The 15,092-nt window shown below is 72.9% G+C and carries 12 protein-coding genes; 11 read left to right on the plus strand and 1 reads right to left on the minus strand.

All coding sequences use genetic code 11. The features are described from left to right. Window positions 1-102: 102 nt before the first annotated feature. From ACLQ28_RS02225 to ACLQ28_RS02255, 7 genes are all read left to right on the plus strand, one after another. Window positions 103-927 carry a DUF4097 family beta strand repeat-containing protein gene (locus ACLQ28_RS02225; RefSeq protein WP_425684498.1) on the plus strand — a complete coding sequence of 275 codons (825 nt, stop codon included), beginning with the start codon at window positions 103-105 and terminating at the stop codon, window positions 925-927. Next, a complete protein-coding gene (locus ACLQ28_RS02230; RefSeq protein WP_425684499.1) occupies window positions 924-1,535 on the plus strand; it encodes a PadR family transcriptional regulator in 612 nt (203 codons plus the stop codon). The genes ACLQ28_RS02225 and ACLQ28_RS02230 overlap by 4 nt, the downstream gene beginning before the upstream one ends. Window positions 1,536-1,633: 98 nt before the next feature. Then, window positions 1,634-2,335 (plus strand): response regulator transcription factor, encoded by a 702-nt coding sequence (locus tag ACLQ28_RS02235; RefSeq protein WP_030336721.1) that lies wholly within the window; start codon window positions 1,634-1,636, stop codon window positions 2,333-2,335. Further along, a complete protein-coding gene (locus ACLQ28_RS02240) occupies window positions 2,332-3,888 on the plus strand; it encodes an ATP-binding protein (protein WP_425684500.1) in 1,557 nt (518 codons plus the stop codon). The genes ACLQ28_RS02235 and ACLQ28_RS02240 overlap by 4 nt, the downstream gene beginning before the upstream one ends. 62 nt (window positions 3,889-3,950) lie before the next feature. Continuing rightward, window positions 3,951-5,582: a trypsin-like peptidase domain-containing protein gene (locus ACLQ28_RS02245; protein WP_425684501.1), complete on the plus strand. Its 1,632-nt coding sequence runs from the start codon at window positions 3,951-3,953 to the stop codon at window positions 5,580-5,582. Between the two features lie 183 nt (window positions 5,583-5,765). Beyond that, window positions 5,766-6,524, plus strand: coding sequence for a BON domain-containing protein (locus ACLQ28_RS02250; RefSeq protein ID WP_425684502.1), 759 nt, complete (start codon window positions 5,766-5,768; stop codon window positions 6,522-6,524). Window positions 6,525-6,672: 148 nt separating this feature from the next. Beyond that, entirely contained in the window at window positions 6,673-7,728 is a 1,056-nt protein-coding gene (locus tag ACLQ28_RS02255) for a glycosyltransferase family 4 protein (RefSeq protein ID WP_425684756.1), read from the plus strand. Between the two features lie 20 nt (window positions 7,729-7,748). Here the strand turns inward: ACLQ28_RS02255 and ACLQ28_RS02260 are convergent, their stop codons facing one another. After that, window positions 7,749-9,164 carry a protein kinase domain-containing protein gene (locus ACLQ28_RS02260; protein ID WP_425684503.1) on the minus strand — a complete coding sequence of 472 codons (1,416 nt, stop codon included), beginning with the start codon at window positions 9,162-9,164 and terminating at the stop codon, window positions 7,749-7,751. Window positions 9,165-9,329: 165 nt separating this feature from the next. Between ACLQ28_RS02260 and ACLQ28_RS02265 the strand changes: the two genes are divergently transcribed. The 4 genes from ACLQ28_RS02265 to ACLQ28_RS02280 are packed head-to-tail and all read left to right on the plus strand — an operon-like array spanning window position 9,330 to window position 15,076. After that, a complete protein-coding gene (locus ACLQ28_RS02265; protein WP_425684504.1) occupies window positions 9,330-10,163 on the plus strand; it encodes a patatin-like phospholipase family protein in 834 nt (277 codons plus the stop codon). Continuing rightward, window positions 10,163-11,179: a 1-acyl-sn-glycerol-3-phosphate acyltransferase gene (locus ACLQ28_RS02270; protein WP_425684505.1), complete on the plus strand. Its 1,017-nt coding sequence runs from the start codon at window positions 10,163-10,165 to the stop codon at window positions 11,177-11,179. Before ACLQ28_RS02265 ends, ACLQ28_RS02270 begins: the two co-directional genes overlap by 1 nt. A 9-nt stretch (window positions 11,180-11,188) precedes the next feature. After that, entirely contained in the window at window positions 11,189-11,509 is a 321-nt protein-coding gene (gene cutA, locus ACLQ28_RS02275) for a divalent-cation tolerance protein CutA (protein ID WP_425684506.1), read from the plus strand. Window positions 11,510-11,557: 48 nt separating this feature from the next. Further along, window positions 11,558-15,076, plus strand: coding sequence for an SCO7613 C-terminal domain-containing membrane protein (locus ACLQ28_RS02280; RefSeq protein ID WP_425684507.1), 3,519 nt, complete (start codon window positions 11,558-11,560; stop codon window positions 15,074-15,076). Window positions 15,077-15,092 lie beyond the last annotated feature (16 nt).

The raw sequence follows: 15,092 nt of genomic DNA on the forward strand, positions 1-15,092 counted from the left end.
CGCGCTCGACCAACTCACGACCTGTCTTGTGCTGTCGCGATGTATCGCGTTACTGTGCTCCCTGTCAGGCGCGTGTTCGCGCGTCGTCGAGAGGGGGACGCCATGGCCAGATGGACGGTCGACAGCCCGCAGCGGCTCACCGTGGACGGCCCGGTCACCCGGCTGGACGTCCGCCTGGTGAGTGGACGGCTCAACGTGGTCGCCACCGACGGCCCGACCCGGATCGACGTCACCCAGGTCGGCCGTCGGCCGGTCCTGATCGACCACTCCGACGGCCGGCTCACCATTCGTCAGGAGCGCGGCCAGGGCTGGGCGGACGTCCTGCGGTGGTTCCGGATGATCCACCGTTATCCGCGGGTGGACGTCTCCGTCGCCGTGCCCGCCGATGTCCTCGCCGACCTGGGCCTGGTCGCGGGCTCGCTTGTCGCCTCCGGCCTGCGCCGCCAGACGACGGTCCACGTCACCGCCGGTCAGATCACCCTGATGGGCCTGCGCGGCAGCACCTCCGCGAAGATCACCTCTGGGCCGGTGGAGGCGCTCGGCGTACGCGGCGACCTCACCCTGGAGACAGTCTCCGGGGAGGTGATCCTCGCCGACAGCGCCGCCGACCGGGTGCGGGCGCAGACCATCTCGGGCGCAATAACCTGCGACCTCGACAATCCTCGGCGCAGCGAGATCCGGCTGACCACCATCTCGGGCAGCATCACCGTCCGGGTTCGCGAGGACAGCGACCTCGCCGTCCAACTGCACACCGCCTCGGGCCGGATCACCAGTGGCTTCCCCCAGGTGCGCACCTCGACGTTCCCACTGCCCAGCAGCGAGGGAGTGCTCGGCGCCGGCGAAGGTAAGCTCTGGGCTTCCGCGACCTCGGGCAGCATCGCCCTGCTCGCCCGAGCTGTCGACGACGATGGGGAGGAGCTGCCGTGACCGCCGTGTTCAGCCACGGGCGGCTCCGGCTCTACCTGCTCAAGCTGCTCGACGACGGCCCGAAGCACGGCTACGAGCTGATTCGCCTGCTGGAGGACCGGTTCCTCGGGCTCTACGCGCCCAGCGCCGGCACCATCTACCCCCGGCTGCAACGGCTGGAGGCCGAAGGGCTGGTCAGCCACACCGCTGCCGGCGGACGCAAGACGTACGACATCACCGACGCCGGCCGCGACGAGCTGCGCCAACGAGCCGGCGAGCTGACCGCGCTGGAGGCGGACATCGCAGCCTCGGTGGCGGACCTCTCCACCCTCGCCGGCGAGATCCGCAGCGAGGTGCGCGGCTCGGTTCGCGACCTCAAGCGGGAGTTGAGCGAGGCAACCCGGCAGACCCGGCGTACCCGGTGGGACACACAGGTGCCACCGACCCGGCCGGCGCCGGCCGACGGGCCGCAAGCCGCACTGCTCGACGAGTTCGACAAGCGGTTGAGCGCGTTCACCGCCGAGGTGGGCAGGCTGGTGCGCGCCCGGCAGTTCAGTGACACCCAACTGCGCACCGCGGTCCGGCTGCTCGACGGCGCGCTGGACGGGCTGCGTCGCCTGCTGCGCTGACCGACGTCGTCGCACGGCCGGTGACGGGCCCGGCGACTCACAGCCTTTTTGCAGGAATCATCCAGCGCCGCCGCAGTGACGTCACCGATGATTGGCGCATGCCCGCTACCCAGACCGAGGCGCGACTGCTCGTCGTCGAGGACGACCCCAACATCCTCGAACTGCTCTCCGCGAGCCTGCGGTTCGCGGGCTTCGACGTGGCCACCGCGACCAGTGGGAGCGCGGCGCTCAACGCCGCCAAGGACCACCGGCCCGACCTGGTGGTACTCGACGTGATGCTGCCGGACCTGGACGGGTTCGAGGTCATCCGAATGCTGCGCGAGGGCGGCACGCGTACCCCGGTGGTCTTTCTGACCGCCCGGGACGCCACCGACGACAAGATCCGCGGGCTGACCCTGGGCGGCGACGACTACGTCACCAAGCCGTTCAGCCTGGAGGAGTTGACCGCCCGGATCCGCGCCGTGCTGCGCCGCACCACGACCGGCGAGCAGGCCCCGTCCCGGCTCACCTTCGCCGACCTGGAGCTGGACGAGGAGACCCACGAGGTGCACCGGGCCGGCCAGCGCGTGCAGCTTTCGCCGACCGAGTTCAAGCTGCTGCGCTATCTGATGCTCAACGCCAACCGGGTGCTGTCCAAGGCGCAGATCCTCGACCACGTCTGGAACTACGACTTCCGTGGTGACGACAACATCGTCGAGTCCTACATCTCCTACCTGCGGCGCAAGGTCGACACCACCCAACCCCGGTTGATCCACACCCTCCGTGGCGTCGGGTACGTGCTGCGCAAGCCGGCGGCGTGAACGCGGTCCAGCAGGCGAAGGGGCGGGTGCGGGGCGTACCGCTGCGGGTCAAACTGGTCACCTCGGTGCTGGCGCTGGTCGCCGTCGCGCTGCTGGTGATCAGCTCATTGACCGCCTACCTCCTCCGCAACTACCTGGAGGGCCAGGTCGACGGGCAGATCAGTTCGACCGCCCGAGGGCTCGGCCAGCTGCTCCCGCAGCTGCGCAGCGGTGAGGTCGGCGCGATGCTGCCCAGTGACTACGTCCTGCGCCTGGCCGACGAGCAGCAGGTCTACAAGCCGGTCTACGACAAGTTCAGTCTCGATCCCGGGGAGCTGCCCACCTTTGCGACGAGCCGTGACGGCTTCGAGGATCTGGAGGGGGAGCCGCGGACGGTCATCTCGCAAGACGGCCGCACCCGGTGGCGGCTCTACTACGCGGCCCAGCCGGACGGCTCGGTGCTGGCCGTGGGCCAGCCGCTGACCGACGTGGACCGGGCCGTGAAGCAGCTCGTCTGGATAGATCTCCTGGTCGGCGGCGCAGTGCTGATCATGTTGGCTTCGGTCGGCGCGGCGATCGTCCGGACCAGCCTCAAACCGCTGGTGGAGATCGAACGCACCGCCGCCGCCATCGCCGGGGGCGACCTGACCCAGCGGGTGCCCGACCCGGAGCAGGGGCAGGAGCATCCGACCTCGGAACTGGGCCGGCTGTCCCGTGCGCTGAACGCGATGCTCACCCAGATCGAGGCGGCGTTCACCGCCAGAGCCGCCTCGGAAACCGCGGCGCGCTGGGCAGAGAGCGCTGCTCGCGATGCCGCCGTCGCCGCTCAGGCGTCCGAGGCGCGGGCCATCGGCTCCGAGGAACGGATGCGGCGGTTCGTCGCCGACGCTTCGCACGAGTTGCGGACCCCGCTGACCACCATTCGCGGCTTCGCCGAGCTGTACCGGCAGGGCGCGGCCCGTGAGCCGGAGCAGACCGCCGGCCTGCTGCGTCGGATCGAGGACGAGGCGGCCCGGATGGGGCTGCTGGTGGAGGACCTGCTGCTGCTCGCCCGGCTGGACCGGGAACGGCCGCTCTCGCTGACTCCGGTGGAGTTGCCGGTGCTCGCCTCCGACGCGGTGCAGGCCGCTCAAGTGATGGCCCCGGATCGCCGGATCGAGTTGGAGATCGAGCCCGGATCGGGTCCGCTCGTCGTCTCCGCCGACGACGCGCGGCTGCGCCAGGTGATCGGCAACCTCGTCACCAACGCGCTGACCCACACCCCGCCGGACGCCGAGATTCGCGTGCGGTTGCGGGCCGAACCGGGGGACCTCGCCGTCGTGGAGGTGGCCGACACCGGCCCAGGTCTCTCGGCGGAGCAGGCGGAACGAGTCTTCGAGCGGTTCTACCGGGCCGACGCGGCGCGTACACGGCGGGCTGACGGCAACACCGGCACCGGCCTCGGCCTGGCCATCGTGGCGGCGCTGGTCGCCGCGCACCACGGCACGGTCGAGGTGACCGAGACACCCGGCGGTGGGGCCACCTTCCGGGTCCGGATGCCGCTGCTGCCACAGGTCGACGAAGCCGACGAGTGACTTTCAGCCAACTTCCAGGCCGGTTCCAGCTTGATTGCAGTGCACAGGGAGAAGGTAGTGGCATGACCGAGTTCGAGTCCGACCCGCAGCGCCGGCCGGCCCCCATCGACGCCGAGCCGTCGCACCCCACCGCCGAGCTGCCGCGCGACGAGCGCGCGCAGTCCGACTCCCCGACTACTCCCGTCCAGGTCGTTTCGACCGCTGGTGACTCTCCGGTCGTTTCGACCGGCGGTGACTCCACGGTCGTTTCGACCGCTGGTGACACGGAGACCACCGCTGTCACGCCCGCCGCGGCCGACGCACCGGCCGCACACCCGGGCCAGCCGACGGGGTACGAGCCGCCGACCACCGCGCAGCCGACCGGGTACGAGCCGCCGACTGCGTCCGCGCCGCCGTACCCGGTCTCCGGATACCCGGCACCCGGCCAGCCCGGCTACCCGCAGCCGAATGCCGGCCAGCACCCCGGTGCCCCCTGGTACCAGGGCCAGCAGTCCGGCTGGGCCGGCGGGGGTCAGCCGGGTATGGCGTACCCGCCGCACCAGCAGCACGCCCAGCACCCGGGTCAGCATGCCCAGCACCCGGGTCAGCCGGTCCCGCCGTGGGGCCCGCAGGTCGCGCCGCCCGGCAGCGGCCCCCGACCGGGCCGGATCGCCAAGTTCGCCGGTGCCGGCGTCGCGGTGTTCGCCCTGATGCTCGGCTCCGGTGTGGCAGGTGGGGCCCTCGCCCTCGCCCTGGGCGACGACAGCGGCGGCGTCACCCGCACGTACTCCGCGGCACCGGTGCTCAACAGCGCCGACCTGCCAAAGATCGCCGCGTCCGTGCAGGACAGCGTCGTCTCCATCGCCACCGAAAGCGGCGAGGGCTCCGGGGTGGTGCTCACCGCCGACGGCTACGTGCTCACCAACAACCACGTGGTCGCCTCCGCCAGCGGTGACACCGTCCAGGTGGTCTTCGCCGACGGCACGAAGGCCGCAGCGAAGATCATCGGCACCGACCCGAAGACCGACCTGGCCGTGGTCAAGGCCAACGCGGTCACCGACCTCAAGCCGGCCAAGTTCGGCGACAGCGACGCCATGCAGGTCGGCGACCAGGTGCTCGCCCTGGGCAGCCCGCTCGGCCTGCAGGGTTCGGTGACCTCGGGCATCCTCAGCGCCCGGGACCGCACCATCCGGGCCGGCGAGGGTCAGCAGCAGGACCCGACCCAGCAGAGCCAGGCCGTCAGCTCGATCTCCGGTCTGCTCCAGACCGATGCACCGATCAACCCGGGCAACTCCGGCGGCGCGCTGGTCAACACTCGGGGTGAGGTGATCGGCGTCAACACCGCCATCGCGACCTCCGGGCAGAGCACCGGCAACATCGGCGTCGGGTTCGCCATCCCCAGCAACAAGGCCAAGGACGTCGCGGGCAAGCTTCAGCGCGGCGAGAAGGTCAGCCACCCGTCGCTCGGGGTGGGCGTCAACCAGGCCGAGGGCGGCGGCGCACTCGTCGCGTCGGTCACCGAGGGCAGCCCGGCCGCGAAGGCCGGACTCCAGCGCGGCGACGTCGTCACCCGATTCGGCGACAAGCTGGTCAACGATTCGGATGACCTGGTCGGCGCGGTGCAGGCCGGCAAGGTCGGCGACCGGGTCGAGGTGCAGTTCAAGCGGAACGGCGCCGAGAAGTCGGCAACCGTGACGCTCGCCGAGACGTCCTAACTCATATCTGAACCTGCCTCCTCCCTCCGGCGGCGGGTGGCGGGGCCGAGGGGGTCGGCTCCGTCACCCGCCGCTTCTTTCCGCCCCGACGGCGGTTCACCCGGATCGGGTGAACCGCCGTCACCCGTTTGCCCGGCAGGTTCGTTGGGCGAGTCTCGGCAACCGAACCAGGGGGTGGGTGCCATGACCGGGATGGTGGATGTCCGCGGGCGTGATCGACACGAGGTCGCCGATGTGGGGGTGTCCCAGGGCTTGGATGCCCCCACATCGCCGACCTGGAGTCGAGCGTCGCGCGACGACCAGCGGATCCAACGCGACGTCCTGGCGGAGTTGGCCTGGGACGCCCGGCTGCAACCGAACGAGATCGGTGTGACCGTTGACGAGGGCGTGGTCACCCTGACCGGATTCGTGGACGGTGCCGCTCGCTCTTGGGCCGCGACGCGGTGTGCACAGCGGGTTCGGGGCGTACGGGCGGTGGCCGACGAGATCGAGGTGCGGCTGCCCGGCACACCGGGGCGTACCGACGCCGAGATCGCCATCGCTGCCTCCCGTGCGCTGGAATGGGACAGCTTCGTGCCCGCTGAGCGGCTGGACGTGACAGTTGCCAACGGCTGGCTGATGCTGCGCGGTGAGGTCGAGTTCGGATGGCAGCGGCGCGCTGCCGAGGGGGAGTTGCGCCGGCTCGACGGCGTCCGGGGAATCACCAACCTGATCGAGGTGCGACCGTCGGCGCCACCGGTCGCCGATCGGCTGCGTCGGGACGTCCAGCGGGCGCTGGCACGCACGATCGGTGCCGAGCGGGTGACCGTCGAGGTGGACGGCGACACGCTGGTCCTTGCCGGGGTGGTCCGATCCTGGTGGGAACGCGACCAGGTCGAGCGGGTCGCCTGGTGCGCGCCGGGGGTGCGGGTGGTGCACGACCAACTCCTGGTCGGCGGGTGAGCGTCCGCCTTGTCCGGTTTACCCGGGACGTCACAGGGAACCCGCCGCCGACCGGCGGTGACGCCGCACCGGGGATCAACGGGGAGGACTCGTGGCCGTGAACCACCCGCCTGCGGGCCGCCCTCAAGAGCGGTCTTTGCGCATCGCGATGGTGGTCCCGCCATGGTTGTCCGTTCCGCCGCCCGGCTACGGCGGCCTTGAGCAGGTCGTCGCCGCCCTGGTGGACGCGTTGACGAGACACGGGCACGGGGTGACCCTGTTCGGCGCCGGTAGCCACCACGGCACCGCCGCCGAAGACTTCGTCTCCACCGTGCCCGAGGTGCAGTACGAGCGGCTCGGCGAGTCACTGCCCGAGCTGGCCCACCTGGCCCGGGTGAACCGGCTGATCACGGCGGCTGACTTCGACGTGATCCACGACCACACCACGATCGGGCCGCTGATCGCCGGCCGCCGGGCCGTACCAACGGTCGCGACCGTGCACGGCAACCCCGTGGGGGAGTACGGCGATGTGCTCAGCGATATCGACTCGGACGTCGCCCTGGTGGCGATCTCACACGCACAGCGCCTGCTGAACCCCGGCCTGCCCTGGGCCGGCACGGTGCACAACGCGCTGGACGTCCGCGGCCTGCCGCGCAAGACCGAAACCGGTCAGGGGCCAGTGCTGTGGTTGGCGCGGTTCAGCCCGGACAAGGGCCCGGACGTCGCCATCCAGGCGTGCCGGGAAGCCGGGTTGCCCCTACTGCTGGCAGGTAAGTGCAACGAGCCAGCCGAGCGCCGCTACTACGAGAAGGTCGTCGCGCCGCTCGTCGACGAGAACGTGACAGTCGTGCTCAACGCCGACCGCGCGGAGACGCTGCGGATGCTCGTCGACGCCCGTTGCCTGATCATGCCGATTCAGTGGGATGAGCCGTTCGGCATGGTGATGCTGGAGGCGATGGCGACCGGGACACCTGTGGTCGCGCTGAACCGGGGTGCGGTGCCGGAGCTGGTTCGGCCTGGGCTGACCGGGCTGGTCTGTACGCGCCCGGAGGAGCTGCCCGCGGCCTTGCTCGCAGCGGCGCAGCTCGACCCGGAGGACTGCGTGGCGCACGTCGCGGAGAACTTCTCGGTCGAACGGATGGCGTACGGCTACGCGGAGGTCTACCGGCGCTTCGCTGCCGGCCGAACCGACCGCCTCGAACCCGCCCGGGTATCGGCCCGCTGACCCCCGTCCCCGGGGACTGGTCAGACCCTGGCCGCGCCCAGCTCGGCGATGGCGGCGTCGAGTCGCTCCGCGTACGCCGGACTGATGCCACCCTCGCCGAGGCGGACCGCGACCTTCTGGCGCAGCCGGGCCACCGGTGGGGCCAGCTCGTCGCGGCCGGAGCTGACTGCGGTGGTCAGGTTGCGTAGCTCGTTGCGCAGGTCGAGGCCGATGTCGCTGCGAATCTCCCCCGCGCTCAGCCCGGCACCGATCAGCTTGTCGACCCGATTGGCGGCCTCGATCAGGGTGCCCGGATCTAAGGTGGGCGCGACGGTGCTCGGCGACGCTGGCGGTGCCGAGGTCGGCTCGGGCGGCGCGGAGGCCGGCGGGTCGGTCGGCGGGGTCGCCACCGGGCCAACCGACGGCTGCACCTGCCGTGCCGGCGGCTGCTCGGGCAGCAGGGCCACGCCGGTCAGCGCCACCCCGACCGCCAGGACCACCGGGACCAGCAGCAGCGCCAGCCGCCGTCGCGACCAGCCCGACGCGGCCGTCGTCGGGACGGTGACTGGCTGCGGTGGCAGGGGCGGCGTGGGCGTCTGGATGGGCGCGGGTGGGGGGTCGGCCGGCAGCAACTGGTCGCGTAGCGCGGTGGCGACCTGCCGGGCGGTCGGCCGATCGGCCGGGTTCCGGGCGAGGCTGCGCAGGCAGATCCGCGCCACCGGCGGGGGCAGCTCCGGCAGCTCGGCAAGCGTCGGCGGTGGGCCGCTGGCCAGCGCGGCGCTGAGCTGCTCCCAGGTCTCCGCCGGGTACGGGACCCGGCCGGTGAGCGCCTCGTGCAGCAGTACGCCGAGCGAGTACACGTCGGTGGACGGCTGCGCCGGTGCGCCGTCGAGCCGTTCCGGGGCGACGTACGCCGGAGTTCCGAAGGTCCCGCCGTCCTCGTCTTCGTCGGGCGCGCCGATCCGGGTGGCGATGCCGAAGTCGAGGACCTTGACCCCTGTCCCGGTCATCATCACGTTGGCCGGTGTGATGTCCCGGTGCACGATGCCGAGTCGGTGCGCGGCGGCCAGCGCGTCCGCGACCTGCGCGCCGACCTCGACCGCCTCGGCCCACGGCAACGGCCCTTCGGTGAGTCGCAGCTCCAGTTCCTCGCCGCTGAGCAGTTCCATCACCACGAACGAGGTGAGCGAGCCGTCCGGGGCGACCGTCTCGCCGTAGTCGTGCACCGAGGTCACGTGCGGGTGCACCAACTGGGCGGCGGCGCGGGCCTCCTCGCGCACCATGCCCCGAAAACGCGCGTCGGCTGCCAGCGACGGAGCGAGCACCTTGAGCGCGACGACCCGGTCCAGCACCTCGTCGCGGGCACGCCAGATCACGGACATGCCGCCGGCGCCGATCTGGTCGAGAAGTCGGTATCTGCGGGCCAGCAACCGGCCCGGATGCAGTGCTGCCTTCACCGATCGCACCTGCCTCAGGGGTGGGAGCGGTATCAGGTTGCGCGAATGTGTCCTGCCTGTCAACGCCGTCGGGGCCCTCCGTCGATGGGCGGTGCCTGGCGTGCGCCGACCGCCCGTTGACGGCGGCCGGCCGGTCGGCTGCGGGCCCGTGCCAGGATGAGGGGCATGGCGGGGGGACCGGTGGCGTTCGTGCTCGGCGGCGGGGGAGTGCTCGGCGCGGTCGAGGTGGGCATGTTGCGAGCACTGTTCCGCGCCGGCATCCAACCCGACATGGTGCTCGGCACCTCGATCGGCGCGGTGAACGGCGCGCTGGTCGCCGCCGACCCGTCGGAGGCGGTGACCGACCGGCTGGTCCGGCTCTGGGCCTCGCCGGAGGCGAGCGAGGTGTACGGCGACTCGGTCGCCCGGCAGCTGCGCCGCTTCGCTGCCCGCACCCACCTGCACTCACCCCGGCCGCTGCGCCGCCTGCTCGAAACCGAGCTGGGGGTGGACACCACCTTCGCCGAGCTGCGGGTGCCGTTCCGCTGCTGCGCTGCGCACATCGAGCGGGCCGCCGAGCACTGGTTCGACAGCGGCCCGGTGGTGCCGGCGGTGCTGGCGTCGGCCTCGGTGCCGGGCCTGCTCCCGCCGATGGAGATCGACGGCGCGCACTACGTGGACGGCGGCATCGTCAACTCCATCCCGATCGGCGAGGCGGTGGCCGTCGGTGCCCGCCGGATCTACGTCCTCCAGGTCGGACGGATCGAACGGGAGCTGACGCCGCCCCGTCGGCCGTGGGAGATCGCGCAGGTCGCGTTCGAGATCTCCCGCCGGCACCGCTTCTTCCGGGAGATGGCGGCGCTGCCCGAGGGGGTGGATGTGCACGTCCTGCCGACCGGAGGGCTGAACCCCCGCGACGACACGCCGTGGGCGTACCGGGACATGGCGGCGGTGGGACGACGGATCAGTCGCGCGTACACCGCCTCGCGGCGCTATCTCGCCACCCATCTGGAGCGGTGATGCCGCTGCTCCCCAGGTGGCTGCGTCGGTTGCTGCTCGCCCCCGCGGTGGTGGTGCTCGCGTTCGTCGTGGTCACCACGTTGCCGGTCTGGGCGCTACTCGCCGCGGCCGCATCCCCGCTGGTCCCGGGCCGGTTACGCCCGCTGCGGCTGCTCTGGATCGGCTGCTTCTACCTGGTTTGGGACGCTGCCGCCCTGCTCGCGCTCTTCGGGCTGTGGGTCGCCTCCGGCTTCGGCTGGCGGGCCCGGACCCCGGCCTTCCAGCGCGCACACTACGTGCTGGCCGGCTGGTTCCTGCGGGTGCTGTTCTGGCAGGCCCGATGGACACTGCGGCTGCACATCGACGTGGTGGGCACCGACCCGGACACTGCGCTGCCCGGCCGGCCCGAGCTGGTGCTCTGCCGGCACGCCGGGCCGGGCGACTCGTTCATCCTGATCCACGGCCTGGTCAACTGGTTCCACCGGGAGCCGCGGATCGTCCTCAAGGACAGCCTCCAGTGGGACCCGGCGATCGACGTGCTGCTCAACCGGCTACCCAACCGCTTCATCGCTCCGACGCCGGAGCGCGGCGAGGAGACGGTACGCCAGGTCGGGCACCTGGCCACCGGCCTGGACGACAACGACGCGTTCGTGATCTTCCCTGAGGGTGGCAACTTCACCCCGAAGCGGCGGCTGCGCGCCATTGCCCGGCTGCGTTCGCTCGGCCTGGAACGGATGGCCCTGCGCGCCGAGCGGATGCGCCACGTGCTCGCCCCACAGCCCGGTGGGATGCTCGCCGCGCTGGACGCCGCCCCGGACGCCGGGGTCATCTTCGTCGCCCACACCGGGCTGGACCGGATGCTCACCGTCGCCGACGTGTGGCGGGAACTGCCGATGGACAAACGGATCGTCATGAGGTTCTGGTCGGTGCCGCCGGAGGACGTACCAGCCGGACGGCAACAACGCATCGACTGGCTGTTCGACTGGTGGGCACAGATCGATGCCTGGATCGCCGCTAATCGTGATGGCGCCGCGTAGGGTGCGGTCGTGGACCAGATCTGCGTGGTGACGACTGTGGTGGATGCGCGTGCGGTCGCCGACGTGCTGGCGGCCTCAGCGGTCGCCGGGCGACTCGCCGCCTGTGCCCAGGTGGGTGGTCAGGTGGAAAGCACCTACTGGTGGCGGTCCGCAATGGAGACCAGCACCGAGTGGTCGGTGCAGTTCAAGACCGCGCCGGACCGGTTGTCCGCGTTGGTGGACCAGATCCGGCTCAGCCACCCGTACGAGGTGCCGGAGATTCTGGTGTCCAGGGTGGAGAGCGGCGATCCCGCCTACGCCACCTGGGTGCACGAGCACAGCCGGCCCTGAGTACGCGCACTCTGGGGCGCACCCTGGTCGGCTCCCAATGATGACCGGGTGGATGACACCCGCTATCCCTGCCCCGCCTGCGGTGCGCTGGCTGACCTGAGCACCGGTTGCCCCGGCTGCCGGCGCGCCCCCGACCCGATCGCCGCTGAGGTGGTCCGGCTGGGCCGGGAGATCACCCAGCTTGAGCCGGAGGTGGATCGGGCCCGCCGCACGTACATCGAGTTGGCCGGACGCCTGTCAGCTACGTCGCGGCGGCGGGCGGAGCTGGCGGCGGTCGTCCGCGCGGGGGTGGCCGCTTCGGTCGTGGCACGCCCCGCGCCTGCCGTCGGGCCGGTGCCGCCCAGTGGCCCGGGTGCGACAGCCGATTCGGGACCGGGTGCGGCGGAGACCTCGACCCGGACTGTCCAGGGTCTGCTGTTCGTCCTCGGTGGACTCCTGCTGGGCACTGCGGCGGTGGTGTTCACCGCGGTGGCCTGGGCGGCGGTGGGGGTCGGCGGGCGGGCGTTGATCCTGGCCGCGTTCACCGCGCTCGCTCTGGCCGTTCCGTTGCTGGCGGTTCGCCGAGGGCTGCGCGGCACGGCGGAGACGTTCGCCGCGGTCGGGTTGCTGTCGGTGGTGCTGGACGGTTACGCGGCCTGGTCGGTGGACCTGGCTGGCGTTGCCGGCTGGCCAGACAGCCGGTACGCCGCGCTGGTCGGGGGGGCCAGCGCGGCGGTCGCCGTGGCGTACGGCCGGTGGAGCAGGTTGACCGGACCCTGGTTCGCCGCCCTGCTGGCCGCTCAGCCGGTGTTGCCGCTGCTCGCGGTGGAGGCCGAGACGGGGGCGGCCGGTTGGGCGCTGGTTCTGCTTGCAGTGGCGGTGTTGGACCTGGCCGTGCTGGTCAGGCTGCGCGGCGGGGAAGGCGTGGCGCAGCTCGTCGGTCGGGTGTTGGCGGGGAGCGGTCACGTCGCGGCGCTCGTTGGTGCCGCAAGCTGTGCCCTGGTGCCGCTGATTCTCGGGCGGGCGGCGGGTTCGCCACTGTTGGCCGGGTTGCCGCTGCTGCTGGTCGTGCTGACCGGGTTCGGTGCGGCCTGGCTGGTCGGCGGACGGGCGCTGCGGGCGGTGGCCGCCGGGTTGCTGGTGCCGGTGCTCGCCGCCGCCCTGCTGCGCCCGGTGGCCGAGCTGCGGCCGTCACTGCTGCTGCTCGCGGCGGCGCTGGTGGCCCTCGTGCTGGCTGCGGCGGTGCGGCAACTGTCGGCCCGCTGGCAACCGATCCCCGGTGCCGACCGCGCAGCGGCGGGGTCGGGGCGGGCCGGGGTCGATGGTTGGTGGACCGGCCCGCGTACGGGTGCACTGCTGGTCGCGGTGGCCACGGCGACGGTGGCCGCGTTGATCTCCGCCGCGCTCGCGGTCGCTGCCGTCGGCCGGTCGATGCCGCCGTGGCGCGGGGCCGGGACCGGACCGGACCTGGACTGGGGCTGGCAGCTGGCACCTGCCGTGGCGTTGGCGCTCGGCGCGACGGTGCTGCTGATGCCTCGGGCAGCGCGGGCGGTGCTTGCCACGGCTGGTGCGGTGGCGGTGCTGCTCGCTCTGCCCGCCGGTTGGGCCGCTCCCTGGCCTCAGGTGGTGGCCGTCGACCTGGTCGGCGGGGTCGTGCTGCTGCTCGCCGTGTTGGCCCGCCCGGTGATCCGCCCAGCCTCTCTGCTCACCCGCGCGTTCGGTGGTGCCGTCCTGCTCGGGCACGGGCTGCTGGTCGCCCTGGCCTCCCCGACCGGCGCCCTGGTGGCGCTCGGCATCATCGTGGTGGTCGGGCTGGCACTGGCCGTACGACGGGGCACCGGGCCGTACCGGCAGGTTGCGGGTGTGGGTCTGCTGGTCGCGCAACTCGCGCTACCCGGGGTCGCGGCGGTGGCGCTGTTCGCGGCGGGTGCGCCGCCCTGGTGGCAGGCGCGGCTCGCGCTGGTCGCCGCCGGGCTGCCGCTGGTCGCGGTGTTCGCGGCGCGTCGCCACCGGGTGGAGCTGACCGGGTACGCGGTGACCGGTGCCGTGGTCGCGGCGACGGTGCCCGGACTCGCGCCGCTGGTCGTGGCGGGAGACGAGCCCCTTGCGCTGTACGCCGCGCTGGCGGCGCTCGGCGTCGCGTTCGTCGCCCGGTGGGACCAGCCGACGGGGACCGGCCGGCCGGGCGTGCTGGCGGTGGAAGGTGTGCTGGCGGCGGTTGCTGTCCTGGCGAGCCTGCCGACGGTGCTGACCGCGCTCGTGTCGCCGTATGGCAGCCGGGGGCGGGTCTGGTCGGGGGTTCCCACGGTCGTCGCCGACCCGGCGGTGCTCCCCGCCGGGCTGGCGCTGGTCGTGCTGGCAGTGGCCGCCGTGCTGACCGGTCGGTGGGTCCGCCCGCCGGTGCTGCCGGCGCTGCCGTTCGCCGCGGGCGCGCTGCCGGTGCTGCTCGTCGCCGTCGGAGCGCCCTGGCCGGTGCTGCCTGCCGCCGTCCTGCTCACCGGGGTAGGCGCGCTGCTGCTCACCGCACTGGCGGCACCCCGTCCGGCGCTCGCGCCGATCGCCGCGCCGGTGGGGGCGGTGCTGGCGGCCTCCGGCGTGGTCGGGCTGCTCGTCACCCGGGCCGGCACGCTCGCCGCAGAAGGGGTGCTGCTGGTGGCGGCGGTGATCGTCGCGGTCGGGGCACGGAGGGTCGAGGTGCGGCTGACTGGTTGCCTCGCCGCGGTGGGTGCGGCGTCCGCGCTGGCGGTGACCGCCCCGCTCGCCGGAGGGTGGCCGCTGAGGGCGGCGGCGTACCCGCTGCTGGCGGTGGCCGCGCTGATCCTGGCGGTGGCCGCCGCAACCACCCCGGTACCGGCGCTCGCGTCGGGCGACGCGAGCGGACCGTCGCAACCGGTGGCGCTCGGCCCGAGGTCGACGGTCCCAGCCCAGGTCGGGCGAGTCCTGGACGCCGCCGCGCAGGCGGTGGCGCTGGTAGCGGCGATGCTCGCCGTCGAGGTGGCGCGGCACCTCGCCACCGTCTGCGTGCTCTGGGGTGCCGCCGTCGCGCTGCGGCTGCTGCGGCGGGGGGAGCCGGCCGGTCGACGGTGGACATTCGCTGGCATCGCCGCCGGCAGCGAGTTGCTCGGGGCGTGGGTGCTGCTGGCCGCCGGCGGGGTCACGGTGCTGGAGGCGTACACCCTGCCAGCCGCCGTGCTCGCGCTCGGCGCGGGTCTGCTGGCGCTGCGGACCCGGCCCGGGCTGACCAGCTGGCCGGCACTCGGCCCCGGGCTGGTCACGGCGCTGTTGCCGAGCCTGATGTCGGTGCTGGCCGGCCCGGACCCACAGCCGTGGCGGCGACTGCTGGTCGGCGTGGCGGCGCTGGGCTCGGTGCTGGCCGGGGCGACCCGCCGATGGCAGGCGCCGGTGCTGCTCGGCGGCGGGGTGCTGGCGCTGCTGGCGCTGCACGAGCTGGCCCGCGGCTGGGACCTGCTGCCCCGGTGGATCTACCTGGGTGCCGGTGGCCTGGCGCTGGTCGGGCTGGCCGCCACCTACGAGCGGCGGCGGCGTGACCTGGCTCGGCTGCGAGCCGCGGTGGGTCGGCTGAGCTGAGTGTGAAGTCAGGGGG

Source organism: Micromonospora sp. DT201 (genome assembly GCF_049841575.1).
GTDB lineage: Bacteria > Actinomycetota > Actinomycetes > Mycobacteriales > Micromonosporaceae > Micromonospora.

Bases quoted from the DNA above. Each gene is read 5' to 3' on its own strand.
- ACLQ28_RS02225 (WP_425684498.1), top strand. From the start codon at position 103: ATGGCCAGATGGACGGTCGACAGCCCGCAGCGGCTCACCGTGGACGGC.
- ACLQ28_RS02270 (WP_425684505.1), top strand. From the start codon at position 10,163: ATGCCGCTGCTCCCCAGGTGGCTGCGTCGGTTGCTGCTCGCCCCCGCG.
- ACLQ28_RS02235 (WP_030336721.1), top strand. From the start codon at position 1,634: ATGCCCGCTACCCAGACCGAGGCGCGACTGCTCGTCGTCGAGGACGAC.
- ACLQ28_RS02250 (WP_425684502.1), top strand. From the start codon at position 5,766: ATGACCGGGATGGTGGATGTCCGCGGGCGTGATCGACACGAGGTCGCC.
- ACLQ28_RS02255 (WP_425684756.1), top strand. From the start codon at position 6,673: ATGGTGGTCCCGCCATGGTTGTCCGTTCCGCCGCCCGGCTACGGCGGC.
- ACLQ28_RS02245 (WP_425684501.1), top strand. From the start codon at position 3,951: ATGACCGAGTTCGAGTCCGACCCGCAGCGCCGGCCGGCCCCCATCGAC.
- ACLQ28_RS02265 (WP_425684504.1), top strand. From the start codon at position 9,330: ATGGCGGGGGGACCGGTGGCGTTCGTGCTCGGCGGCGGGGGAGTGCTC.